The sequence below is a fragment of the Microbacterium sp. NPDC076895 genome (assembly GCF_040687115.1).
GTDB lineage: Bacteria > Actinomycetota > Actinomycetes > Actinomycetales > Microbacteriaceae > Microbacterium.
This window is the reverse complement of sequence record NZ_JBFBMQ010000006.1, coordinates 1-23,183: the sequence shown is the minus strand read 5'-3', so window position 1 is coordinate 23,183 and position 23,183 is coordinate 1. Positions and strand designations below refer to the sequence as shown.

The following is a 23,183-nucleotide window of genomic DNA, read 5'->3' as shown; positions in this document are numbered from 1 at the left end:
TCTATGCGCGCGGACCTCGGGGTCAGAAGCTCGCGACATAGTCTCCAGTGCTGAAGCCACCGGTGATCAGCCACAGCGGCACCAGAACCGTGATCAGGGAGAGAACCAGCGACACGATCGACCACGCGAGCACACGACGTGCGCGGATGTCCAGAATCAGCGCGATGACGGCAAGGACGAGGGCTATGGCCCCCACGATGATCGAGAACGGCATTGTCACGATCAGCAGCCACCAGATCGTCGCCATCTCGGGGAGGAACCCGGTGAGCAAGATCGCAAGCGAAGGCGCAAGGGCGATGAAGGCGACGACGAACGCGATGATTCCAAGGATGGGGATGCGGCGGGCAGTGGGTGCGGGCGGCGATGCCGGCGGAACGGATGCTGTCACGAGCGCAGTCTAGGGCGCGAGCGTCCGCCGCCACGATCACCCAACGCCCGAGTATGCGCAGCTGAGCCTGCGGAGAGCTCCCACCCCGCGAGTGCGACGGCTACCACCCGGCGGCGCGGCTGACAAGGGGCGCGCGGCGGCGAAGGAGGATGACTACAGTGACGTTCGACGCAACGTCGAAAGGAACACCGATGGCAACGCAGTCCGATACCACGACCAAGACGAAGAGTTCGGCATCCGCAAGCCCGCGCAACGCCCGCAAGGCAGCGAAGGGCGGCGCTGGAGCCAAGCTCACGAACGAGCAGAACGCCGAGAGTGGCTTCCAGGCGTCGAAGCAGCTGAGCGTCAACCTGCAGCGCGTGCTCGTGGACCTTCTCGAGCTCTCGCTCCAGGGCAAGCAAGCGCACTGGAACGTCGTCGGACGCAACTTCCGCGACACGCACCTGCAGCTCGACGAGATCATCGACGCCGCTCGTAGCCTCTCGGATGTCGTCGCCGAACGGATGCGTGCGCTTCACGCTCTTCCGGATGGGCGCAGCGACACCATCGCCGAGACGACCTCGCTCCCCGAGTTCCCGCACGGCGAGATCGACACCGACGAGGTCGTCGACCTGATCACAGAGCGCCTCGAAGCGGTGGTTACGACCTGCCGAGAGGTGCATGACGACGTCGACGACGAGGATCCCACGAGTGCCGACATCCTGCACGAGGTCCTCGGGCAGATGGAGCAGTTCGCCTGGATGGTCAGCGCCGAGCGCCGCACACCCCAGGGCCGCTGACTCGCGCACCCGCGGAACGACGACAGAGGCCCGCGAGGGGCCTCTGTCGTCGTAGCAGGAGCGGGGCTTGTCCCCACCGCCACTCCACACGCCGCCGCGCGGCGCGCGGAGCCTCCGGCGGCGTGGGCCCACCCGCGGGTGACGGCTGCAACTACCCGCCCCGAAACGACGAAAGAGGCCCTCGGAAGGGCCTCTTTCGTCGTAGCAGGAGCGGGGCTTGAACCCGCGACCTCACGATTATGAGTCGTGCGCTCTCACCAACTGAGCTACCCTGCCGCACGGCATCCGTCGGTCACGAGATGGATGCTGCGAGCCCCGAGTCAGGATTGAACTGACGACCCCTTCCTTACCATGGAAGTGCTCTGCCACTGAGCTATCGGGGCGAAGCCCGGCGCGCGGGCAACTAGAAGAGAATATCAGAGCGCTGTCGTCGGAGAGAATCCGCTCCTGTGGTGATTACTGGTTGACGACAGCGGGGGCATCGGGCACGGTCACGACCGTCGATGCCACGTTGTGCGCCGCCAGCCAGGCCATCGGCTCTGTCGGGGTCTTGCCGTTCAGTAGAACTTCGAAGTGCAGGTGCGGACCCGTCGAGCGACCCGTGGTACCCACGGTTCCGACGACGTCGCCGAGCCTGATGACCTGACCCGGCTGAACGCGGAGCGAGCCGTACTGCATGTGCGCATAGTTCGTGGAAATAAGCTCGCCGTCCACGATGCTGTCGATGACGACGCGGGCGCCGTAGGCACCTCCGGCCTCGGTAGCGATACGGACGATACCGTCGGCGACAGCGTGGATCTCAGCGCCCTGCCCACCGGGCGCGAAGTCGACTCCCTCGTGCATCCGGCCCCACCGCATGCCGTACGGAGAGCTGATCGGAACTCCGACCGTGAAGGGGTACTGCACGGCAGCCGCGGCGTTGTTTACGTACGTCGACGCGATCTCTCGCACGCCAGCCTCGACCGCGAGCTCAGCCATGGACACAGCCGAATAGCCTTCCTCACGGCTGAGAGCAGTGGTGGATGCTTCGGCTGGCGCAACGTACGCCTGAATGTCCTCTTCGGGCGTCGCGGTCGGTTCGACGTCGGCCAGCGCGACGATAGAGGCTGTGGGGCCTTCGCCGCCGCCGGCAGCTGCGACAGCCTCAACAGGCGTGGTCATGCCGACGGCGAGCAGTCCGACGATGCCCATGACGCCGACCGAGAACGATGTGGTTGCGAGCTTGCGCACGGATCCGACGCGGAGACGGCGGCGAGCGATGTGCACGGATTCGGGCGACTCTTCATCCGCGGCCGAAGACTCCTCCGTCGTCGAGACACGCGGCGCGACCGTGGGGGTCTCGCCTGTGGCACCGAAAGTGCGCACGACCTCGTCGAAGAAGTCACCCGCGCCGTCGCTTGCTGACATGCGGGATTCATCGGCGACCGAAGCGTGCTCCGCACCGGGCTGGTCGGGCGCATCTGCAACCGGTTCGTCTTCCGCAGCGGGCGAAGCGGTGTCGGTCTCGGCAGGGGCGGGCGAAGCAGTGTCGGTGTCGACAGGGTCGGGCGCAACGTCTTCGGCGGCGTCGTCGAACGAGACGACCTCGATCTCCTGGTCGGACACGACCGGCTCGGAGACCGAAGAGCTGGGAGCGACACCGGCACGGCGGGCGCGCCGAGACAGCGGCGCGGTCGGGGCAGCGACCTCTTCAGCAGCGGCCTGCTCAGCGGGGCGGGGACAATCGAGTCCCGCACCCGAGAGGGCGCCTGCTTCGGCATCCGTCAGCGGAACGTTGTGCAGCCGTGACCGCAGGCCTGCCGGCCTCGGGGCGAGCTCGTCAGCGCTCGAGTACCCAGCCTCGCTTGCGGGCACGTCGACGCGGCGTCCTCGGCGCAGATCCGCGCGAGAAGAGCCCGATATCTCCGCCGCCGACGAAGGCGCGGGAGATGTGCGACTGGAGCGGCGCGTTGGCGCTGCGTCAGGCGCAGGAGTATCGGGGGTCACGGTCTCGCTCTCGGTCGTTCGGGTACGACACGGGTGTTTCGGATGCTTCTCACCCTGCTCCGCGCTGGTTTCCCGGATGCGCAGGGAAGGTAACGATACGGTAAACGCTACCTGCTCCCACCTGAGAAAGCCATGGACGGGCCCCATTCTGCGGATTCCACAGGGGTATCCGCAGATCCGTTGTCAGGGTTGCGCGAGCGTGGACAGTCGCTCGAAGATCCCGGGGATCGCGGCGACCACGAGGACGCGGCCGGTCTCGTCTGCCGGGAAGAGCTCGAAACGTCCCCCCGCTTCGGTCACGATGAGGCCCGCGGCGGCGTGGTCCCAGGGCTTGAGCCCCCGCTCGAAGTACCCATCGACCCGGCCTGCCGCTACCGAACAAAGATCGATGGATGCCGCACCCATTCGGCGGATGTCTCGAGCGATCGGCATCACCCGGGAGACACGGCCCAGATCACCCGCGTGGGTCGCGGGGTCGTACCCGAAGCCTGTCGCCAGCAAAGCGCCGGCGGCCGAAGCATCAGCTTCGACCTGCAGCCGCCGCTCGTCGAGCCACGCGCCCGCACCCTGCGCCGCACGGAACATCTCATCCAGAGATGGCACATACACGGCGCCGGCGAGAGGAGTCCAGGACTCAGGGTCGGCGCCCCCGCGTACTGCCGCGATGCTCACGGCATAGAACGGGATGCCATACGCATAGTTGACGGTGCCATCGATCGGGTCGACGACCCACGTGATGCCGCTGGTGCCAGGGTCGGCATCCGACTCTTCGCCGAGAAAGCCATCGGTGGGTCGGAGTTCGCGCAGCCTCGAGCGGATGAGCGCCTCGACCTCGCGATCGGCTTCGGTGACGATGTCCGCCAGGGCTGACTTGGTCGCGGCGATCGAGACGCCCTCGCTGCGTCGCTGTCGCGCCAGAGCGCCTGCCTCGCGGGCGAGGTCTACAGCGATGCTCTCGAGTTCGCGCGGATCTGTGTCGGTCACCCTTTCACGCTAGCGCGCGATCAGGACTGCCGCGGCGGCTCCGTGGGCTCGGCGGGAGCCTCCGGGGCCGACTCCGCGACAGCACCGGCACTCGCGTCCGAATCGACCGGCACTGAAGACTCGGATGCAGCATCATCGGCCGTCGGCGCGGATGGTTCGGCTTCGGGAGTCGGTGCAGGAGCGCTTGGCGCGGGCGGGGCTGACACCGGAGCGAAGATCTGCGCGCCGGGCGTGGGATGCCCCGTGTAATAGGCGTTCCAGTCGGGTGAGCCGTCGGGCAACATCGGCAGCGGTGTCACACCGTCGATGTACATCGGCCAAGGGAGCAACTCGCGCTCCGTGTGCGCTGCCGCGGGAGCGGGCGTGGGAGCGGGAGCGACGGGCGCGACCGAAGCAGTCCCTTCGGGCCGAGGCGCGAAAAGAAGATTGAGCAGGGGCACAAGGGCTGTTCCGACCGCGGCGAGGATCACGACCGCCACGACCACCCGCCAGTAGAACTCCGTGAAGTAGATCCAGTCGCTGAAGATCAGCGGCATGAGAAGAAGCAGCGCAAGCACCGCGACCAGCCCGACCGTGACGGGAGCAAGAATGCGATTCACGGCCGTCACGTGCCGGAGGGCAGCGCGGAGAAAGAACCGGGCATGCAGGAGGGCAAGCTGCAGCACGAGCACGACGAGGAGGAAGCGGAGGAACCGTTCGGGTCCAACGAAGCCCCACCCGTAGAACGACCACGGCTCGGGCATCCAGATCAGGATGATTCCCGCGAGCAGTGCGACGACCCAGGTAGCAATGCTTGCGATGGCGAACCATGCTGGGCGGCGCGGCGCGAGCCGCGCTTCCATGATGGCGATGCCCGCGAAGCCGGCGAAGAGCAGAACGGTGAGGAACGCGCGAACGATGGAACCGGCCTGCGGACCAACCAGGACCCAGACCACGCAGATGAGTGCTGCCGCGACGAGTGCGCCGACGGCAACCCAGATCGCAGCACGGGCGTAGGGGGACCGTGCCGCGAAGGACTGCTCGGGGGTTCCGGCCGCTGGAGGCGGCGAGGGGACATGTGGCGCTTGGGCGTCAGGCTGCGGCGTGGTCATGAATCCTCCCGAGGATCGATGTCGCTGTCATCCTCGCACGCGAACCTCAGATCGAGACCCCCGATTCGCGTCAGTTGTGGAGACCCTGACTGCCGCCGACAGTTGGCGAGGGACACGATTTCTGGGAGCCCGTCACTCGCTGTAATATTGCTAGTCGCGCCTCCGGTCGACTGTACAAGCTGGGCGGGTGCGCACTTGGCAGGTTACCCAAGCGGCCAAAGGGATCTGACTGTAAATCAGCCGGCATAGCCTTCGGGGGTTCGAATCCCTCACCTGCCACAAATTGTTCAAGGGCTCTCGCGAAGCGGGGGCCCTTGAACAATTCTGGGGACTGCGGGTTCGAACCCTCGGGTGGGCCCACGCCGCCAGAGGCTCCGCGCGCTGCGCAGCAGCGTGTGGAGGGGCGGTGGGGACGAATCCCTCACCTGCCACAAATTGTTCAAGGGCTCTCGCGAAGCGGGGGCCCTTGAACAGTTCTGGGGACTGCGGGTTCGAAACCTCGAGCTCAGGTGCCGATGCGGTTCACGTCATCGCCGGCGAGCGCTTCCGGGGTGCGCAGGAGCGCGCCGGGAAAGCGGCAGGTCGCTGCGGCAATGTCCATCGCGTCCGCGAGCACGTCGGTCCACTCATCCGCGCTTGTGGGGTCTTGCTGCACGATCCCGGCGACCAGGGCTGCCAGGGATGCATCCCCGGCGCCCATCGTGTCGACGACCGCGCCCGGAAGCGTCGAGACCGGCTTGCTTACCGTTGCCTCGTCGGTGACCAAGGTGGCCCCGGCGGCGCCCCGGGTAGCAAGAACGGTCGGCACGCCAAGCTCTCGCATCCGAGCTACCGCGGCATCCAGGTCTGTCTCGTACAGAAGCGTCGCGTCATCGTCACCGATCTTCACGACACCGGCCCCGTCGGCGAGCGCTTCGAAGCCGCGGCGGAACTCGTCAAGGTCCTTCATCATGCCGGTGCGAGGGTTCGGGTCGATCACGAGGCGATCGGATGCCGCGCCTACCGCGTCGATGAGCGACGCCGTCTGTTCGGCATCGTCGAACGGATAGCAGCTGACAACGACGCGATCGGCATCCGCGATCGCCGCTCGCTGGGCGTCATCGAACGTGAGATGACGGGCCTGGGCCGCATCGTTGAATGCGTACGTCGGTTCGCCCTTGACACGCACGCTCACGGCTCGCGAGCTTCCGAGCGGTGAGGCGGACGCGAGCAGGTCGACGCCGTAGTCGGCAAGGTAGGCGCGGATCTTCGCACCGGCCTCGTCGTCGCCGACCATGGCGATCAGCGTGGTCGGAACGCCCAGGCGCGATAGCCCCACAGCCACGTTCAGGGCTGCTCCGCCGACGAACTCCTTCACGCCGGTGTCATCACGCAACTCGTCGATCAGCGCGTCGCCGATCACCACGACCGAACTCATGCCGGGGCCTCTCCGTTCTCGAGCACACGCGCGACGAACGCCTCGGTGCGGCGCCGTGTGCCATCAATCTTCAGATCGACGCTACCGCGCATCTCACTGGGCGCGAGCGGTGCGGCCAGGCGCACGTTGTCGTGGCAGGAGAGATCGGTGCAGATATAGGTGCCGACGCTGTCACCGTGAGCACCGGCATCCCCGGCGCGCCGTGCCGTGAACAGCGAGACCTGGTTGCCGGGCTGCATCGTGTGGCACAGGTTGCACATCGCCGCGCGCGAGAGTGCCGAGCTCTCGGATGCTCGAAGCACGACACCCCGCGGCTGTCCATCAACCTCGGCAACGAGGTATCCACGGCCCCGGAACTCGGGGTCGCGCCAGGCGAGAAAGTCGAAGTGATACCAGTCGGTCGTGCGGGCACTCAGCGGAACCTCGATCACGCGAAGCTCATCGGGTGCAGCGTTGACGAACGACGCGCGAAGTTCCTCTTCGGTAAGCGGACGCATGCCACCTCCTCCCCCGACATCCTACGAAGGGGCGACCCCGCTGTCTCCCGGCTCCGGCACATCGACACCCGGGAGGACCCAGGCTGCGAAGGTGGCGCCTGTGGCTCGGATGCCGGCGCTGCCGTCCGCTCCGGTCTTCAAAGCCGCGTCACCGAAGAGTGCCTCCGCACGGTCGGCGCCGAGCAGCGCTGCTGCGGGAAGCGTGATGTCGGCATCCGTCGTGGATGCCAGCACGAGGATCGATTCCTCAGCGCTCTCGCGCACGAACACGACTGCGCTCTGGTTGACGTGCACCCAGCGCAGTCCGCCGGTCGCAAGCGCGGGGTGCTCACGCCGAAGCGCAATCAGCTGCCGGTAGAGGTCGAGCCTCGCGGCAGCTGCGGGCTGTGATTCCGTTCCCCACGGCATCGGGGTGCGGCTCGCTTCACCGTCGGCGCCGACGAGACCGAACTCGTCGCCGGCGAACAGCACCGGCATCCCCGGCAGTGTCATCGACAGGCCGACAGCCAGCGGGATGACCTCCGCCGGTGCGTTGGTCGCGAAGCGGGCGGTGTCGTGGCTGTCGAGGGTCTGCATGTTGCCCAGTCGCACGCGCCACGGAATGCCCGCCGTGAACCGTGTGACCGCGCCGACGAACTGTCTCGCGTCATAGCGCGGGATGCCGCCGACCGGCTGACCGAAGAACCACGGCTCGGTACGCTCCTGCCCTTCGCCGGTCAGGTACGGCTCGCCTGTCGGTTCGCAGAGCCATGCCCACAGCGGACGCGCGAACGAGGGGTAGGTCATCGCGCCATGCCACCCGTCCCCGGTGAGATCACCCGAGGCGTCATTGGTGATCTCGGCGATGAGGATCGTGTCGGGGTTGGTTTCGATCATCGTCTGGCGGGTGAGCTGACGCACCTCGGCGTTCAGGTCGACATCTCCGAGCCGCCCCGTCATGTTGGCGACATCGATCCGCCAGCCATCGAGCGAGAACGGGGGCTTGAGCCACTGCGCGACGACCGAATCCGGCCCTTCGATGAATCGGCGACGCAGCTCGGGCGAAGCCCAGTTGAACTTCGGCAGGGTGGGGGTGCCCAGCCACGACTCGTAACGGGTGTGCGCTGCATCCGTGAAGTAGTAGAACTCGCCCTCGGGCGCTTCGGGATTCCCGAGCGCCGCCTGGAACCACTCGTGCCGGTCGCCGGAGTGGTTCGTGGTGAGGTCGCCGATGACACGGATGCCGCGCTCATGCGCCGCCTCGACGAGACGGATCAGCGCTTCGTCTCCGCCGAGCAGCGGGTCGACGCTCGTGAAGCTCGACGCGTCGTAGCGGTGATTCGAGGCTGCCGGAAAGAATGGCGTCAGATAGAGCAGGTTCACGCCGAGGTCGGCGAGGTGGTCGAGGTGCTCACGGATGCCGTCGAGGTCACCGCCGTAGAACTGCTGCGAGCGCCCGGGCATGACCGGGTCGACCGGCTCGTCCCACGTCGCCGGGATCGCCCAGTCGGGGGTCGGATGCTGATCCGCCGCCGCCGAGCGGGCGAACCGGTCGGGGAAGACCTGGTACATGACGGCGTCGTACATCCACTCTGGCGGGGCGGGGTGAGCGACCAGGGCGAAGTCATCGGCGTCACGGGTCTCGAGGTCCGACAGACCGGCCTGGTTGAGCCACTCGACACGGCCGGATTCGTGGACGAGCAGCCAACGGTAGCCGTGCCGGCGGTTGCGCACGACGATCGGCGCCTCCCACCAGGTCCAGCCGTTGACGGTGCCAAGCTCCGTCGCCTCGGTCCACGCAGGTTCGTGGTCGGGATTGGAGAGAGTGCGAACCGCTCGCAGCGCGGGATAGTCGACGGGAACCCGCAGGCGAACGCGCACGAGCTCGCCGAGAGCTGGCGTTCGGGTCGACACGTGGAGCGGGGATCCGTCGTGGTGGGGAACAAGGGCGGGCGTGGTCATGATCGGTCCGTTTCGAGATGTCGGCGCGGTGCACCGTCGGTCGGGGAATCGTGGTTGCACGGCCGCGGCCATGACAGAGCCCTCAGGTTGTTGTTCAGTTGTGGGTTCGGGTCATGCAGGGTCAGCGCCTCGAGCCGAGATGGATGGCGGCAGCAGCGCCCGGGTCGAGGTCGAACGAGGCGATGCCACCGGACACGGTGTACTCAGCTCCGGCGCATCCACCGTCGCCGGCGGCGTCAGCTCCCCCCGTGATGACATCACAGTAGGTACCGCCTGGCATCGTGGTCGGGACCTCGATGCGCTGGATGTCGTCACCGACGTTCACGGCGACGACGCCGCGGCCCTCGCGCTCGAAACCGTAGGCATCGCCGGAGTCGACTCCCGGCATCCGGGGCGCCTCCCCCACCATCGCGCGGAACTCGAGCATCCCGCGGATCGCCGGCCAGCTCTGCACGCACGTGCGCTCACCGTCGGAGAGGTCGGCGGTGGGACCGGTGGTGTCAGCACAGCTGGCGTCGAGCACGCGGCCGTCCGAGTCCGTCGGCGCTCCGGCATCCCGGTCGGTGAAGGCGTACCCCGAATAGAGGACGGGGGTGCCGTAGTCGTCGGCGAGCATGAGTGCGTTCGCGATGACATAGAGCTGCGGATCGCGCGCTGTGACGTTCGCCTCGCCCCGCTCGGTGTCGTGATTGTCGACGAACACGATCGCCGCCTCCGAGGAAACCTGTTGCGGGCGGTCATCGGAGAGTACGGGATCGGTGAAGACCCCGTTCTCGAGGGGTGGCGTGAGCTCGCGGGCGTAGGTGAACTCGAAGACCTCGCCGAAGGTCACGTACTCGTCGGGGGTGATCGGTTCGCCGGCTCCTCGGATGACCTCGCTCATGATGCGGGTACCCTGCGGCAGCTGCGAGACGATGGCCTCGACATCCGTGGCTGGAATGTGTTTGGCAGCGTCAATGCGGAAGCCGGATACCCCGAGCGAGAGCAGATCCTCGAGGTAGGTGACGATCGTCGCCCGTACCGTTGCGCTCGCGGTGTCGAGATCGGCGAGGTTCACCAGTTCGCAGTTCTGCACCTGCTCGCGGTTCTTGTAGAGCTGGATGTCGTCGTTCGCCGTCAGTCCGCAGTGGTGGAAGTCGGACTGCGTGTACAGGCCTGGGTAGTCATAGTGCGCGTACGCTGTGCCGGCGTATCCGGCGCCGGGTTCGTCCTGGCCGGTCATGTGGTTGATGACGGCATCGGCGATCACCTCGACCCCGGCGGCGTTGCAGCGCTGCACCATGTCGGCGAACTCGTCCCGGGTACCCAGGCGCGACTCGAGCTGGTAGCTCACCGGCTGGTACGAGGCCCACCATTCGTCTGCCGCGATGTGCTCCTGAGCTGGAGAGAGCAGCACCCACGCGATTCCGGCGGGCGCGAGCGTCGTCTCACACTCCTGGGCAACAGACGTCCACGGCAACTGGAAGAGCTCGATGCCGACATCCGGTGCGGCCGGTTCGGGAACCTCGATCGAGGCCTGCGTGCAGCCGGCGAGCAGAAGCACCGCAGCCGAGACGGCGGCGACCACCGCCCCGGCGCGGGCGCGAAGGCCCGGCATCCGTTACTTCACACTTCCCGCGGTCAGGCCGCCAACGATGTAACGCTGCAGCGCGAGGAACAGGGCGACGGGCAGGATGGCGGCGAGCACCGCGCCGGCGGCGAACACCGACCAGTTCTTCGAGAACTCGTCCGAGATGAACTTGTACAGGCCGACGGCGAGCGTCTGCTTATCGGGATCGATCAGGATGACACTCGCGAGCACGAACTCGCTCGAGGTCCCGATGAACGACAGCAGCCCGACCACCGCAAGGATCGGAGCGACCAGGCGCAGGATGATCGTGAAGAAGATCCGCGCGTGTCCCGCACCGTCGATCTTCGCGGCCTCGTCGATCGACGACGGGATCGTGTTGAAGAACCCGTACATGAGGTAGGTGTTCACCCCGAGCGCGCCGCCGAGGTAGACCATGATCAACCCGATCTGGGAGTTCAGTCCGATCGCTGGGAAGATGTCGCCGATCGCCACCATCAGGAGGAAGATCGCGACCACCGCGAGCAGCTGCGGGAACATCTGCACGACCAGCAGCGTCGTCAGCCCCACGCGTCGCCCCGTAAACCGCATGCGCGAGAAGGAATACGCCGCGAGCGCGCCGAGGAACACCGTCCCTGCGGCGGTGATCAGCCCGATGACGAGCGTGTTCACGAACCACGCGCCGTAAGGATGCTGGGTGCTCGTGAAGAGCGACACGTAGCTGTCGAGACTCAGGCGCTGGAAGAGACCGTTGGCCGTCAGCAGGGTCCCGTTGGGGTTGAAGGATGCCGAGATGACGTACAGCAGCGGGAAGATCGCGAAGATCCCGACGACGATGCCAATGAGGTGGCGCCATCCGGTCTCGCGGAAGTAGCGGCGGAACGGTCGGCGCGGCGCCGGTGCACCGCCGGGGATGCCGGCTCCCCCGCTGCCGCTGCCGCGGCTCGAGGTGAGCTCGGTGTCTTCGTCGGCGACCTTCTCGAGAAGGCCCTTGGCGGCCGGAGCGCCGGGACGGAAGTCGCTCATGTCAGTTCAACTCCTCGAGTGCCTTGGTCTGTCGGAACGCGATGATCGAGATCGTGCCGACGATGAGGAAGATGATGATCGAGAACGCGCTCGCCAACCCGTAGTCGGCAGTCGAACCGACGAAGGCGACCTTGTAGACCATCGTGATGAGGATGTCGGTGGCGCCGACGTTGACGCCGGCTGTCGCATCCCGGGGCCCACCGCCGGTGAGCATGTAGATGAGGCTGAAGTTGTTGAAGTTGTAGGCGAAGGATGCGATCAACAGCGGCGCCACGGCAACGAGCAGCAGCGGGAACTTGATGCTGCGGAAGACCTGCCACGCGTTGGCCCCGTCGACCCGGGCAGCTTCCTGCAGGTCATCAGGGATTGACTGCAGCGCGCCCGTGCAGATGAGGAACATGTACGGGAATCCGAGCCAGAGATTCACCAGGATGATGCTGAACTTGGCCAGCCACTCGTTTGTGAGCCACGGGATGTCGGCACCGCCGAAGAGCACGACGTTGATGAACCCGAACTCCTGATTCATCATGCCGGCCCAGACGAGCGCCGAGAGGAATCCGGGAAAGGCGTACGGAAGGATCATGAGCACGCGGTAGTACTTCTTGGACTTCATCCGCGGATCGTTGAAGACGATCGCGAGGAAGAGGCCCAGCACGAAGGTCGTGGCCACCGACAGGAACGCGAAGACGAATGTCCACGCGAGCACCGCGAAGAACGGACCGCGGATGGACTCTTCGGTGAAGGCGCGAGCAAAGTTGTCGAAGCCGACGAAGATTTGCCATCCCGGCAGGAGCTCCGTGCCGTCCTCGGCGGTGAAGGCGCCGGTGCCGATGTCGTAGTAGACGGTTCCCGTGCGGGTATCGGTCATCGTGTCGGCCTGCTCGTCATAGACGAGCTTTGACAGGTAGACGTAGGCGCTGGATCCGTCGGGGGTGCGCAGGGATCCGTCGTTCGGATCGTCGCTGAGCGGCACCGCCATGGCGGCGATCTCTTGCTGGTTCGCGACGATCTGCGAGAAGTTCAGGCTGTTGTATCCGTCGAGACCGACGGCCTTGCTGCCATCCATCTCGGCGTTCTCGACCGGCTCGAGCGGGTTGTCATCGTTACCGATCTCGACGACCCCGTCGGGATCGGTGACCAGGAACGAGAGCTCCCCGAGCTGCTCGACGATCGTGAGCTTGTAGGCGGGGGAATCGGGCACCCGCTCCTGCGCCTGGAGGAGGAGCGCGTTGACCGCGGCATCCTTGTCGCTGTTGTGGCCGGTGCCGTAGTTCGTGAAGGCGACGTAGGCGGTGTAGCCGGCCGCGAAGATCTGGAAGACGAAGAGGAAGATGAGCCCGGGGATGAGGTACTTCGCAGGCAGGTTTCCGCGGCTGAAGTAGATGTAGTTCGCGAAGCCCGTGATGAGCAGGATGACGACGATCGGAATCCACTGCTCGCTCTGCATGAGCACGAGCACGGAGTACAGCGCGAGCGCGTCGATGATCGCCATCGCGACGATCTTCAGCAGCAGGACTTTCCAGCCGACGCCGGCGGAGTCCGCTATGCGGCGCGCGCGTGCCGAGTTCTTGCGACGGCGCGGGTCGATCGCGGGGTCGCGATTCTCGGTGGTCGGAGTAGACATCCTCATCCCTCTTCCTGGGCAGGGTATGAGGTGGGGTGGCGCCTGGGCACCACCCCACCTGCGCGGATCGGATTACTCGATCGCTGCCTGAACGTCGGCCGCCATCTGCGTCCACAGCGCCGGCGCGTCGCCGCCGTTGATGATCGCAGCTTCGGTCACGCCCCAGTACTGCCAGACCGAGCCCATCTCGGGGATGCTCGGCATCGGCACGGCGTTGGCGCCAACCTGACCGAATCCGGCGACGACGGGGTCGCTCGCTTCGACCTGGTCGAAGGCGGCGCTCAGCGCGGGTGCACGGCCACCGACCTCGTAGAGGGCCAGCTGAACGTCTTCGCTACCGATGTAGTTGACGAGGAACTCGTTCGCGGCGAGGGTGTTCTCGCTCTCCGAGCTCAGGAAGAAGCCCTGCACACCGGCGAACGGCTGTGCGTCCTGGCCACCTGCCGAGGGGATCATGTCGACCGAGAAGTTGATGCCGGCCTCTTCGATCGCCGGGACGTTCCACGGGCCCGTCAGGAAGAACGGCGACTTGCCCGAGGTGAAGTTCTCGAGAGCCAGGTCGCCGGTGATGTTGGTGTTCAGGATTCCAGCAGCACCCTGCTCGCCCAGCCAATTCGCGAACTCGACGCCGCCCTCGTTGCCGATCTGCAGGTCGTCGGCGTTGTAGCTGCCGTCGGCGTTCTGACCGAACACCGGCGCACCGAACGAGGTCTGGAAGGGGTACAGGTGGTACGGGTCCGCGGCTTCGGGGTCAAGGCCCACGAGGAAGGGGTACTCGGTACCGGCGGCCTGACCCTTGGCGATCATGTCGTTGTAGTCAGTTGCAGCCTCGGACACGAGATCCGTGTTGCGGATGAGCGCAATGTTCTCGATCGCGTAGGGCACGGCGTAGGTCTGGCCGTCGTAGGCCCAAGCGTCGATGGCGACATCCTCGAAATCGCCTGCCTTGTCGCCGAGCTCGACCGGTGCCACGACACCGTTGGTCACGAGGGTGCCCAACCAGTCGTGCGCGCCCACCGCGATGTCGGGGCCTTCACCGGTCGGAACCTGCTGGACGAACTGGTCGCGGATCTCGCCGAACTCCTTCTGGACGAGCGTGACCTCGACGCCGGTCTGCTCGGTGAAGTCGGCAGCCGCCGCTTCGAGCACGCCTGCACGGTCGGCGTCGACCCACACGGTGATGGAGCCGGACATGTCCGGTGCCGTGGTCTCGCCACTGTCTGAGCTGCCCGCGCAACCGGCGAGGGTCAGAGATGAAATCGCAGCGATCGCGCCCAGGGCGACGATGCTCCTCATGTTCACCTTCATTGGTGTGTGCCTCTCTTGAGTGCTGATGGGATCGGCCGTCGCGAGTGTTCCGCGTCGAACCAGTGTGCTCGCGGGTTCTGCAAGCGCTTACATTTGTAACATCCCGGAGCGGATGACGCGAGACTTGTCCCCAGTATCGAGACCAGTTTGTGATCGTCATCCGTATGGAAACGCTTCCATAGAGGAGGCGTCGTTAGAATTCCCCCATGGCTGATTCATCGTTCGACATCGTGAGCAAGGTCGACCACCAGGAGGCCGACAACGCCCTCAACCAGGCGCGCAAAGAGGTCGAGCAGCGCTACGACTTCAAGGGCACTGACGCCTCGATCGAGTGGAGCGGTGAGCAGATCCTCATCAAAGCCAACTCCGAAGAGCGCGCGAAAGCAGTGCTGGATGTGTTCCAGTCGAAGCTCATCAAGCGCGGGATCTCACTGAAGAGCCTTGACTCGGGCGAGCCGACAGCCAGCGGCAAGGAGTACCGCATCGTCTCGAGCCTCAAGGACGGGATCTCGCAGGAGAACGCGAAGAAGATCGGCAAGATCATCCGCGACGAGGGCCCCAAGTCGGTGAAGTCGCAGATCCAGGGCGATGAGCTGCGCGTGCAGTCCAAGAGCCGGGACGACCTGCAAGAAGTCATCCGGATTCTGAAGGCCGCCGATCTCGACGTCGACCTGCAGTTCGTCAACTACCGGTAGAGCGCTCCAAACACCGCTGCGGTGACGGCTAGGCGGATGCCGAGTCGTGGGGCTCGGCCGACTCGTCGAGCTGACGCAGGCGTTCGATGAGGTCGGTGACCTGCGCCTCGGTGAACAGTGCGTCCGGCCCCTCGGAAGCGACTCCCGTGAACGGGTCCTCATAGAGCCGACGCGGGTCGAGGTAACCCGCGATCGTGAGCTGCTCAACGATGAGATCGACGAAGACATGCTGGCGGTGCGTGAAACCGGATGCCGCGACGAAGTCGCCGAGCGCGGCTTCGGCCGCTGACCGATCGAGCCCCACGATCGAACGGATGAGTCGCCCGAGGCCTCGCGCTTCGTCGGCCTCAGCGCGCAGCTGGCCGGCATCCACTCCCCCGACACTGATGAGGATCGCCTCGAGTTCAGCGAGATCGACGGAGGTGAGTTCGCGGCCGGTACGCAGCTTACGCAGCGCGAGGTTGTCGCGATGGGCCTCGAGGAATCCGAGGATCTTCTCGCGGAACGCACGGCGATCCAGCCCGGGCATGACCCGCGCGATGTCGACGTCGCGGCGCTCGGCGATCGTGTCGGCGAAGTCCGTGTAGATCGGATGCTGACCGCGCGAATCGATGAGTCGCACGAGCCCGCGCAGGCCCACGCGAACAGACTCCAGATGGGTGAGGCTCGCAGCATCCCACCACTCCGGATCGCTGATGGCGCCAAGCAGCGCAGCCTGCTGATCGACGGCCGGGATGCCGCGGCGCTGAAGCAACGCGGCAGCGACATCGGCAACCCGTGCGACGATCAGCTGCGGCACCGCATCGCCGCCAGCAACGGCTATCTGCGCCTCGAGCAGCAGCAGGTCGAACCTCTTCGCCGCTTCGTCGGCGTCGGTTTCGGATGCCGTCGGTAGTCCCGCGAGGGCGGCGGCGTCATCCACGTCGGCGGGAGTGAAGTGCTGCCATGCCCGGGCAGAGGCGAACCGGTCGACGGCACGCAGGTGCTTGCGGACGAGGAAGTTCTGGCGGTTCATGCCGCCCACCGCGGCGTGAAGGCGCGTCGCGAGCTGGTCACGCAGCGGCGCAGCATCCGTGTCGTCGCGACCCGCGAGCAGTCCGAGCAGTCGCAGGCGTGCGAGGAACGCGCGCTCAGAGACGGATACCGTTCGATGAACGGAAGCCTCGGGAATGTCGGCGTTGAAGTACTCGATGTTGCCGCACACGTCGAAGATGATGAAGTCAGTCTTCGGCTTGCCGGGCCCGTACAGGTCGGGACGCAGGCGGGTGCCGCGTCCGACCATCTGCCAGTACTTCGTCTGCGAATGCACCGGCTTGAAGAATACGAGGTTGACGACATCCGGGATGTCGATGCCGGTGTCGAGCATGTCGACGGAGATGGCGATGTGCGGCTTCGCGCCCGGGGTCGAGAACCTGTCGATGAGGTCCTGAACGTAGGGCCCGGAGGCGTGCGTGATGATCGCCGCCGTCTGGCCGCGTTGTTCGGGGAAGTTGGCGTCGAAGCGTTCCTGGATGAACTCGGCGTGCTTCTGGTTCTTCGCGAAGATGATCGTCTTGCCGAGCACGTCGCCACCCTGGACGTAGTGTCCCTCATCGACGAGGATCTCGAGGACCTTGTCGACGGTGTCTTCGTTGAACAGCCAGCGGTTCAGAACTGCGGCATCCACCTCGTCGGGGATGTCGCCGTCCTGCCATTCGAGGGCGTCCCACTGCTCGCGCTCGTCGTCGCTGAGGTCGGCGTAGCGGATGCCGCGACTCATGAACCCGAGGTCGATGACGCGAGCTCTCGGCGGCACGAGGAAACCCCCCGCTATCGCGTCGTCGAGCTCGAAAGCGTCAGTGGGCACTCCGTCGTCGAGCTCGAAGAGTCGATACGTGTTGTGGTCGATGTCGGCTCGGGGTGTTGCGGTGAGACCGACGACGAGCGCGTCGAAGTAGTCGAAGACCTCACCGTACCGGTTGTAGATCGATCGGTGTGCCTCGTCGACCACGATGAGATCGAAGTAGCCGGGGCCGAAGCGGCGCAGGTTGTCGTCGCCTGCGTCGATGAGGTTCATCACCGTCGCGTAGGTGGAGACGAAGACACGACCCTCGCTGTCGCGGTCGGTAAGCAGATTCACCGGTGCGCTGTCGGGCAGGTGCGTCTTGAACGCGGCGACTGCCTGATTCACGAGCGCGGTGCGATCGGCGAGGAACAGTACGCGCTTGACCCAGTTCGCGCGCTGCAACACGTCGACCAGCGCGATCACGGTGCGGGTCTTGCCGGTACCGGTGGCCATGACCAGCAGCGCTCGACGCCGCTTGTGCTCGAATGCATCGCTCACTGCCCGAATGGCACGCAGCTGGTACGACCGCTCGACGATTTCTCGATCGACCGCGACGGTCTCCAGTGGTCTGAGCGACGTGCGCCGTTGCACGGTCAGCAACAGTTCGTCTTTCGTGAGGAATCCTGCGACCTTGCGCGGCGGGTAGCGCCGGTCATCCCAATACCAGGTGTCGTACCCGTTCGTGTAGAAGATGAGCGGGCGCTGGCCAGTGTCGCGTTCGAGGGCATCCGCGTAGATCCCGGCTTGCTCACGGCCCTCTTTCGCGCTCTTCGAGGTGCGCTTCGCTTCGACGACGGCGAGCGGCTTTCCGTCGTCACCCCACAGCACGTAGTCGACCTTGCCGGTGCCCGACGGGCTCGGGATGCCGGTCACCGGCCACTCGCGGTCGCGGGCATCATCGAGCGGCCAGCCCGCTTCGTGGAGGAGCAGGTCGATGAGCTGTTCCCGGGTCTGGGACTCGGTCGCGTCGGTCGGATCCGCGATCTTGTGCGTGGTGTTGCGTTGGGCGTTCTCGGCCTTGAGCCGCGCGATGTCTGCGCGTAACTCCTCAATTTCGGCCTGCGCTTTGGCGCCGAGCGCCGCCGCTTCGCTCAATTGCGCGCGGGCGTTGTCGAACTCGGCTTGGATTTTGAGGAGTTCGCTACGTGCTTGGCGCACGACTGACTCGGGTGCCGGCGGCACGCGGTCGAACGCGAATGGTGCCGGCTGCGGTGCTGCCGGGTCGCCATAGCAATGGTGAAGCCAGAGGCACACGCGGTGCAGCTGCTCGAGGGAGCCGCGCGCCCGCGCGAGCGGCATCTCGTCATCCTTGTGGACGGCGTCGTTGCCGACGAGACGGATGATCTTGAGGCTGCCGCAGATCGAGTCGCCGACGGTGTCGCGGAACGCCCTCTGCGCGGTCAGGTTGGCGAAGGTGTCGTCGTAGGGTCGCTCGAGGTTCTCGGCGGAGTAGATCCAGGCGGTGAAGAGTTCGGCAGCGCGTCGAGCGTAAGTGGCGGATGCCCGCGGGTCGGCGCGTAGATAGGCTTCGGCGCGCGCAGCGGCGTCACCGACCTGCGGCCACTCCTGCGCGACGAAGTCGAAGTTCCCCACCGAACGGCTCCTCTGTCAGGAGTCGCCGGCCGACCCCTTGAGCCGATGCTACTGGGACCGTCAAGCCGCGTTGGGGTAGAAGGTGGGGAGGTGTCGTTCCGGTTTCACGACATACCGGCGCCCGTGCGGGGATACCCATTCGAGCGACCCGTCGTCGAGGTGGGTGATCTGCCACCCACCGTGATGTCTCACGGTGTGGTGGCCTTGGCATAACGGTGCCGTGTTGGTCACGGATGTCTCCCCGCCGTCAGCCCACGCAACGTTATGGTCGATCTGACACTGCGACGCCGGTTTCCCGCATCCTGGGCTCATGCACCGGTCAGCCCGCCACTTCACCAGTTTCGCCAGCTCCGGGGGTGGCCGATACCGTGTGCGCCCGACGCTGATGACGGCCCCGGTTTCGGGGTGGGTGAGCACCCGCATCCACCCCGACGCGTTACCGGCGAGTTCCCGGGCCCGTTCGATGGGGATCGGACCGACGCCTTCGACTTCCGCAGGATCAGTAACCCCCTCCGTACCGAGGAGGGCCAGGGCGGGGACGGTCACCACCACGGTCGCGCGGATGCCCCGCGCCTGCTCCGGGTGTTGGGGAACGGTTCCGTCGATGAGGAGGTCGCAGAACACGTCAGCGCGGATCTCATCCAACGACCGTTCCGACCCATCCCCCGACTGCCCGCCGCGGGTGGTGCCGCGGTCGTGGTCACGGATCACCACAGCCTTCTGGGTGACCCGCCCGTAAATCACGTGAGCTTCCACCGACGGAACCAGAGCGTGCACCCACGACATCGAATCCCCCGCCGGCTCCACCAGGATCCGACGACCCCGCACCGCGACCTGGTGACGCTCCGTCAGGCTCGGCGCGGTTTCCCGGTCAATCAGGCGCCGTAACGCCCGCCGGAACGACCCCACCGGCAACGACTCCGCGAGCCCCAACGCCCGACCCACCAACCGTCCCGCAACCTCCCGGTCCAGGACATCCAGATCATCGACAAGGATCTCGGCGTGCCGGACCGTCACCCCCGCACGCGAGAGGGACTCCAACACCGTCGGGTAGGAGTGGACGAGTGATTCGGCGCGGGCAAGCATCATCCCCGCCGCGTTTTCCGTGACCCGCAGAGCAGACGCAAGCTCCAGCCGCAGGGAGCGCATCACCAGCTCCCGCGACCCACCCCCATACCGGGACACATCATCGAGAGCCTCCAGGCGGAGGTCATCAACCCGCGCGAACCGTTGCGCCGCGAACACCGCCTCCAAATCGGCAGCCTCCAACACAAGAGCGACAGCGTCCGGACGCGGCGGAACCCACCCCGCCACCTCGGCATCCCACTCCCGCACATCACCCTCATACAGGAACGCGTCAGCATCCTGAGCCTCGGGCCGCTGCCCCGACTCACCCATGCCAACCTCATCCATACCCCGACACTACGAGGGGGTTCCGACATTGATCCGGCCGGTGTCGCTGCGCGCAATGTCGGAGGGGTGGTGTGTCCTGTTCGACTGGCCAACGGCCGGTGACGTGCGCTGGGGGCGCGCGCCCAACCCGTACCGAAAGGCAATCTCATGTCTGAGACCAGCAACACCACACCATCGTCCACTCCGGCAGGCTGGTACCCGCATCCAGGCGCCGAGGCCGCGCCCGGCTCCGAAATGTACTGGGATGGAACCACCTGGCGCACCGACCTCGTGCGCCAGCCCGGCGCAACGGACGCCGCCGTCCCCGCGCACGCCACGGTCCCCGCTCCCTCGAAGCGGCCGTGGTACACGCGCAAGGCGGTCATCATCCCGGCCGCAGCCGTCGTCGGCCTGATCGTCATCGGCGGGATCGGCAGCGCGCTGGGAGGCGGGCGATCGACTTCGGATGCCGCACCTGCCGCACCGGTGCGCACGACCGAGCAGGCGGTCGTCACCGCCGAGGCCGAGCCCGACCCGGTGCTGATCATCGTGCCGAACGTCGTCGGCATGGATGGCGCGACGGCCCGCACTGTTCTCGAAGCCCTCGGCATCCGGGTCTCTGCCGATGGCGACGAGTCGATGCCGGTGATCGCGCAGGATGTCGCGGAGGGCGCTCAGATCGAGGAGGGCGCGACCGTCATCCTGACCCTGGAGGAGAAGCCGCAGCTGACGCTCGGTCAGCAGAATGCGATCAGGTCTGCGCGGTCGTACCTGGACTTCACCGCCTTCTCACGCGCGGGCCTGTTCGAGCAGCTCACGAGTGAATACGGTGAGGGATTCGAGGCTGCGGATGCCGAGTTCGCCATCGCCCATCTCGAGCAGAACGGACTCGTGGACTGGAACGCCGAGGCTGCCGAGTCCGCGCAGTCATACCTGGACTTCACGTCGTTCTCACGGCAGGGCCTGTACGACCAGCTGACGAGTGAGTACGGCGAGCAGTTCACTCCCGAGCAGGCCGAGTACGCCCTGACGGCCGTCGGCTACTGAGCGCTGTCTGAGGCACGAGCGGGAGGGGGGCTGTGGATGCTGCCAATCGCGGCATCTGCAGCCTCCCGAGGTCTGGGCGGGGCGTGCCCGTGTGTCATCATGGCTACACACCACCCAGTTCTCTCCCTCCGGGGAGGGGCTGGGTCTTTTCGTGCAGGGCACCGTTACTGCTCTGACGTGTATCGGTCAACCGAGCGCCCTCGCGCCGAGGAGCACCGTCACTGCGCGTCCGTGAGGGGGTCGGCGTCACGGTCTGCCGCGAGTTCACGACGCTCCTCATCGGCGTCCGCCGGATCGAAGAGCGCGTTGAGCACGCGGAACCGCTCGCTGACGAGCGCTCGCGGCTCCTCCGGGTATGAATCGGACATCTCAGTTCTACTCCTGCGGGAGAGCGATTATCGCGCGCTCGTGCCCGAGGATCAAGAGACCCCGCGGGACTCCCACGCACCAAAAGTGCCTTCGCTGGAAACCCACTCAACCCGGCCGTTGCACGCGCGGCCGACGCAGATGGCACCGGCGGTGGAGGGCGAGGGGAAAGGAACGTCGCGAGAGAACGTCGCCGTGGCGCCCTCCACGACGATCGCACCGTCGGACACAAGCTTCTCGTGCAGGGCGCGATACGACGAATATGCCTTGATCGTGCTCTCCGCGGTCCCTTTGCCACGCCACTGGGGAACAACCGCTGATCCGGCTAGCACGGTGAACTCGCCGTCGATCTGCTGCGCCGATGCGTCCACCCCTGCGCGCTGATTCACGAGACGGAACACCGGCGAGGCAAGAGCCGACGAGACCTGTCCGGTCCCTTCAACCCGCCGTGATCGCACCACATTGATGTTGAGGACGGGCAGGACGATATGAAGCTGCTGAAGGAAGTAATCCATGTCGGACTGGTCAGCCTCGGGAAGCGGAGGAACGGCGGGCGCAGTGCCGTTCTCGAGGGTTGACCGCCCGGCCTGATGCGCCAGCGAGATGAGCCGCGATTCGAGGTAACGCACGTGCGACTTGGTCAAGTTGGTGTCTTTGGATGTCACCACCGCAACACGATCCCAGAAGTCCTTGTCGCGAAGGTGGTAGCGGAGGCGATCACCGATCACATCCGCCTCCCCGACGTAGCAGCGCACGCCGCCGATCGATGACTCATCATCGCCCAGCAACAGATACACACCGGTTCGCGACGCCTCAGGTCTGCGCAGCAACTCCCCGACATCCGAACGTGGTGCCGTCAGCACGTGGCCCGTCCAGTTCGTGATCTCGGCAGTCGAGAGACCGCCGGGCGTTCCATCGACGAGGAACAGCTTGATCTGCTTGCCACTCATAGCTCTCCTCGAAACGCTCGGTGCTGGAGGGATGCGAAGAGAGAATCTAGGGCCTCAGCCTGGCGACTCACGTAGTGCTCTGCTTCTCTCGCGGCTTGGACAAGTCGCGAGAACTCTTGCTGCTGAGCCATCGGAGGAATCTTCAGCTCCAAGCCGCGGATGTCACTTTGAGACAAGTTCGGCTGGGCTCCGCCCACGGCCCTCTGTTTGAGCAAGGTCTTCATCGTTCTGAGTGACTCAAGCAAGAAATCGCGATCAAGATCGCGCCCAGGGGTTATGCAGCATACGGCTTGGTTCGTCGCCGCCTCAACCCCTAGCGTGCCAACTTCACCGGCCGTAGCGCCGTACATCGCGACGAGAACCGTGCCGGGGGGCATGAGTCTTGCCGAGCTGGTCGCAAGGCCGAGCTGGCTAATCGTCTCGTCCGTCTGCGTAATGAGACCCTGCGAAACCTCACCGGACTTCACCCAAGGGATACCGCCACCGAAGTTTCTGGGATCCGACCTTGAAGGGGTGCCCCCGCTTGCCGTTGATGCTACTTCCATGAGCAGGGCGCTTCGCCCATCGGCACTGCCGAACATGTCTTGGTATATCGCATCGATCAGGCCCTGACCTGACTCGTGCCACTTGAGCGCTGATTCGGCGGTCGTTGGTCGTTCTGCCCTGATTTTCCGGGGTTCGGGGTCGGCGGGTTACGCACTAACGGC

Annotated in this window: 19 protein-coding genes and 3 tRNA genes; 4 read left to right on the top strand and 18 right to left on the bottom strand. The window is 65.9% G+C overall.

The window, feature by feature from the left end; all coding sequences use genetic code 11:
* Window positions 1-22: 22 nt before the first annotated feature.
* Complete coding sequence (locus AB0O89_RS06685; RefSeq protein ID WP_331791819.1) at window positions 23-388, bottom strand: hypothetical protein; 366 nt, start codon at window positions 386-388, stop codon at window positions 23-25.
* 191 nt (window positions 389-579) lie between these two features.
* Here AB0O89_RS06685 and AB0O89_RS06680 point away from each other — a divergent pair, with 191 nt between their 5' ends.
* Window positions 580-1,167, top strand: a complete 588-nt coding sequence (locus AB0O89_RS06680; RefSeq protein WP_363495403.1) for a DNA starvation/stationary phase protection protein — start codon at window positions 580-582, stop codon at window positions 1,165-1,167.
* A 202-nt stretch (window positions 1,168-1,369) separates the two neighbouring features.
* On the opposite strand, the gene AB0O89_RS06675 is transcribed toward AB0O89_RS06680, so the two are convergent.
* The 5 genes from AB0O89_RS06675 to AB0O89_RS06655 all read right to left on the bottom strand — a co-directional run bounded on the left by AB0O89_RS06675 (window position 1,370) and on the right by AB0O89_RS06655 (window position 5,228).
* Window positions 1,370-1,443, bottom strand: a tRNA-Met gene (locus tag AB0O89_RS06675).
* Between the two features lie 35 nt (window positions 1,444-1,478).
* Window positions 1,479-1,550, bottom strand: a tRNA-Thr gene (locus AB0O89_RS06670).
* A 73-nt stretch (window positions 1,551-1,623) separates the two neighbouring features.
* Complete coding sequence (locus tag AB0O89_RS06665; RefSeq protein ID WP_363495400.1) at window positions 1,624-3,021, bottom strand: peptidoglycan DD-metalloendopeptidase family protein; 1,398 nt, start codon at window positions 3,019-3,021, stop codon at window positions 1,624-1,626.
* A 315-nt stretch (window positions 3,022-3,336) separates the two neighbouring features.
* Entirely contained in the window at window positions 3,337-4,137 is an 801-nt protein-coding gene (locus tag AB0O89_RS06660) for an inositol monophosphatase family protein (protein ID WP_363495397.1), read from the bottom strand.
* Between the two features lie 20 nt (window positions 4,138-4,157).
* Window positions 4,158-5,228: a hypothetical protein gene (locus AB0O89_RS06655; RefSeq protein WP_363495394.1), complete on the bottom strand. Its 1,071-nt coding sequence runs from the start codon at window positions 5,226-5,228 to the stop codon at window positions 4,158-4,160.
* Window positions 5,229-5,425: 197 nt separating this feature from the next.
* Here AB0O89_RS06655 and AB0O89_RS06650 point away from each other — a divergent pair.
* Window positions 5,426-5,507: transfer RNA gene (locus AB0O89_RS06650), tRNA-Tyr, on the top strand.
* Between the two features lie 226 nt (window positions 5,508-5,733).
* Here AB0O89_RS06650 and AB0O89_RS06645 read toward each other — a convergent pair.
* The 7 genes from AB0O89_RS06645 to AB0O89_RS06615 all read right to left on the bottom strand — a co-directional run bounded on the left by AB0O89_RS06645 (window position 5,734) and on the right by AB0O89_RS06615 (window position 14,608).
* On the bottom strand, window positions 5,734-6,645 hold the full coding sequence (locus tag AB0O89_RS06645) for a PfkB family carbohydrate kinase (RefSeq protein ID WP_363495391.1): 912 nt from the start codon (window positions 6,643-6,645) through the stop codon (window positions 5,734-5,736).
* On the bottom strand, window positions 6,642-7,142 hold the full coding sequence (locus tag AB0O89_RS06640; protein WP_331792276.1) for an FBP domain-containing protein: 501 nt from the start codon (window positions 7,140-7,142) through the stop codon (window positions 6,642-6,644). The genes AB0O89_RS06645 and AB0O89_RS06640 overlap by 4 nt, the downstream gene beginning before the upstream one ends.
* A gap of 21 nt (window positions 7,143-7,163) precedes the next feature.
* Complete coding sequence (locus tag AB0O89_RS06635; RefSeq protein WP_363495388.1) at window positions 7,164-9,083, bottom strand: glycoside hydrolase family 13 protein; 1,920 nt, start codon at window positions 9,081-9,083, stop codon at window positions 7,164-7,166.
* 121 nt (window positions 9,084-9,204) lie between these two features.
* Window positions 9,205-10,680, bottom strand: coding sequence for an alpha-amylase family protein (locus tag AB0O89_RS06630; RefSeq protein WP_363495385.1), 1,476 nt, complete (start codon window positions 10,678-10,680; stop codon window positions 9,205-9,207).
* 3 nt (window positions 10,681-10,683) lie between these two features.
* The gene (locus tag AB0O89_RS06625; protein WP_363495382.1) at window positions 10,684-11,676 is read right to left on the bottom strand and encodes a sugar ABC transporter permease; all 993 of its coding nucleotides are present in this window, start codon (window positions 11,674-11,676) and stop codon (window positions 10,684-10,686) included.
* Window position 11,677: 1 nt separating this feature from the next.
* Complete coding sequence (locus tag AB0O89_RS06620) at window positions 11,678-13,300, bottom strand: ABC transporter permease subunit (protein ID WP_363495379.1); 1,623 nt, start codon at window positions 13,298-13,300, stop codon at window positions 11,678-11,680.
* 72 nt (window positions 13,301-13,372) lie between these two features.
* Entirely contained in the window at window positions 13,373-14,608 is a 1,236-nt protein-coding gene (locus AB0O89_RS06615; RefSeq protein WP_363495376.1) for a maltose ABC transporter substrate-binding protein, read from the bottom strand.
* 206 nt (window positions 14,609-14,814) lie between these two features.
* Between AB0O89_RS06615 and AB0O89_RS06610 the strand changes: the two genes are divergently transcribed.
* Window positions 14,815-15,303, top strand: coding sequence for a YajQ family cyclic di-GMP-binding protein (locus AB0O89_RS06610; protein WP_300595006.1), 489 nt, complete (start codon window positions 14,815-14,817; stop codon window positions 15,301-15,303).
* 28 nt (window positions 15,304-15,331) lie between these two features.
* On the opposite strand, the gene AB0O89_RS06605 is transcribed toward AB0O89_RS06610, so the two are convergent.
* Window positions 15,332-18,721 (bottom strand): DEAD/DEAH box helicase family protein, encoded by a 3,390-nt coding sequence (locus AB0O89_RS06605; RefSeq protein WP_363495373.1) that lies wholly within the window; start codon window positions 18,719-18,721, stop codon window positions 15,332-15,334.
* A 60-nt stretch (window positions 18,722-18,781) separates the two neighbouring features.
* Window positions 18,782-20,134 (bottom strand): DUF222 domain-containing protein, encoded by a 1,353-nt coding sequence (locus AB0O89_RS06600; RefSeq protein WP_363495370.1) that lies wholly within the window; start codon window positions 20,132-20,134, stop codon window positions 18,782-18,784.
* Window positions 20,135-20,281: 147 nt separating this feature from the next.
* Between AB0O89_RS06600 and AB0O89_RS06595 the strand changes: the two genes are divergently transcribed.
* The gene (locus AB0O89_RS06595) at window positions 20,282-21,160 is read left to right on the top strand and encodes an Ltp family lipoprotein (protein ID WP_363495367.1); all 879 of its coding nucleotides are present in this window, start codon (window positions 20,282-20,284) and stop codon (window positions 21,158-21,160) included.
* A 218-nt stretch (window positions 21,161-21,378) separates the two neighbouring features.
* Here the strand turns inward: AB0O89_RS06595 and AB0O89_RS06590 are convergent, their stop codons facing one another.
* The 3 genes from AB0O89_RS06590 to AB0O89_RS06580 are packed head-to-tail and all read right to left on the bottom strand — an operon-like array spanning window position 21,379 to window position 23,021.
* A complete protein-coding gene (locus tag AB0O89_RS06590) occupies window positions 21,379-21,528 on the bottom strand; it encodes a hypothetical protein (protein WP_363495364.1) in 150 nt (49 codons plus the stop codon).
* Window positions 21,529-21,579: 51 nt separating this feature from the next.
* On the bottom strand, window positions 21,580-22,476 hold the full coding sequence (locus AB0O89_RS06585) for a GIY-YIG nuclease family protein (RefSeq protein ID WP_363495361.1): 897 nt from the start codon (window positions 22,474-22,476) through the stop codon (window positions 21,580-21,582).
* Window positions 22,473-23,021: a restriction endonuclease subunit S gene (locus tag AB0O89_RS06580; RefSeq protein ID WP_363495796.1), complete on the bottom strand. Its 549-nt coding sequence runs from the start codon at window positions 23,019-23,021 to the stop codon at window positions 22,473-22,475. Before AB0O89_RS06580 ends, AB0O89_RS06585 begins: the two co-directional genes overlap by 4 nt.
* Between the last annotated feature and the right edge of the window lie 162 nt (window positions 23,022-23,183).

What these genes read in the sequence shown, in the direction of transcription:
- AB0O89_RS06680 (WP_363495403.1), top strand. Translation starts at nt 580, where the DNA reads ATGGCAACGCAGTCCGATACCACGACCAAGACGAAGAGTTCGGCATCC.
- AB0O89_RS06655 (WP_363495394.1), bottom strand. Translation starts at nt 5,228, where the DNA reads ATGACCACGCCGCAGCCTGACGCCCAAGCGCCACATGTCCCCTCGCCG.
- AB0O89_RS06645 (WP_363495391.1), bottom strand. Translation starts at nt 6,645, where the DNA reads ATGAGTTCGGTCGTGGTGATCGGCGACGCGCTGATCGACGAGTTGCGT.
- AB0O89_RS06640 (WP_331792276.1), bottom strand. Translation starts at nt 7,142, where the DNA reads ATGCGTCCGCTTACCGAAGAGGAACTTCGCGCGTCGTTCGTCAACGCT.
- AB0O89_RS06635 (WP_363495388.1), bottom strand. Translation starts at nt 9,083, where the DNA reads ATGACCACGCCCGCCCTTGTTCCCCACCACGACGGATCCCCGCTCCAC.
- AB0O89_RS06630 (WP_363495385.1), bottom strand. Translation starts at nt 10,680, where the DNA reads ATGCCGGGCCTTCGCGCCCGCGCCGGGGCGGTGGTCGCCGCCGTCTCG.
- AB0O89_RS06625 (WP_363495382.1), bottom strand. Translation starts at nt 11,676, where the DNA reads ATGAGCGACTTCCGTCCCGGCGCTCCGGCCGCCAAGGGCCTTCTCGAG.
- AB0O89_RS06620 (WP_363495379.1), bottom strand. Translation starts at nt 13,300, where the DNA reads ATGTCTACTCCGACCACCGAGAATCGCGACCCCGCGATCGACCCGCGC.
- AB0O89_RS06615 (WP_363495376.1), bottom strand. Translation starts at nt 14,608, where the DNA reads ATGAAGGTGAACATGAGGAGCATCGTCGCCCTGGGCGCGATCGCTGCG.
- AB0O89_RS06610 (WP_300595006.1), top strand. Translation starts at nt 14,815, where the DNA reads ATGGCTGATTCATCGTTCGACATCGTGAGCAAGGTCGACCACCAGGAG.
- AB0O89_RS06600 (WP_363495370.1), bottom strand. Translation starts at nt 20,134, where the DNA reads ATGGATGAGGTTGGCATGGGTGAGTCGGGGCAGCGGCCCGAGGCTCAG.
- AB0O89_RS06595 (WP_363495367.1), top strand. Translation starts at nt 20,282, where the DNA reads ATGTCTGAGACCAGCAACACCACACCATCGTCCACTCCGGCAGGCTGG.
- AB0O89_RS06590 (WP_363495364.1), bottom strand. Translation starts at nt 21,528, where the DNA reads ATGTCCGATTCATACCCGGAGGAGCCGCGAGCGCTCGTCAGCGAGCGG.
- AB0O89_RS06585 (WP_363495361.1), bottom strand. Translation starts at nt 22,476, where the DNA reads ATGAGTGGCAAGCAGATCAAGCTGTTCCTCGTCGATGGAACGCCCGGC.
- AB0O89_RS06580 (WP_363495796.1), bottom strand. Translation starts at nt 23,021, where the DNA reads ATGGAAGTAGCATCAACGGCAAGCGGGGGCACCCCTTCAAGGTCGGAT.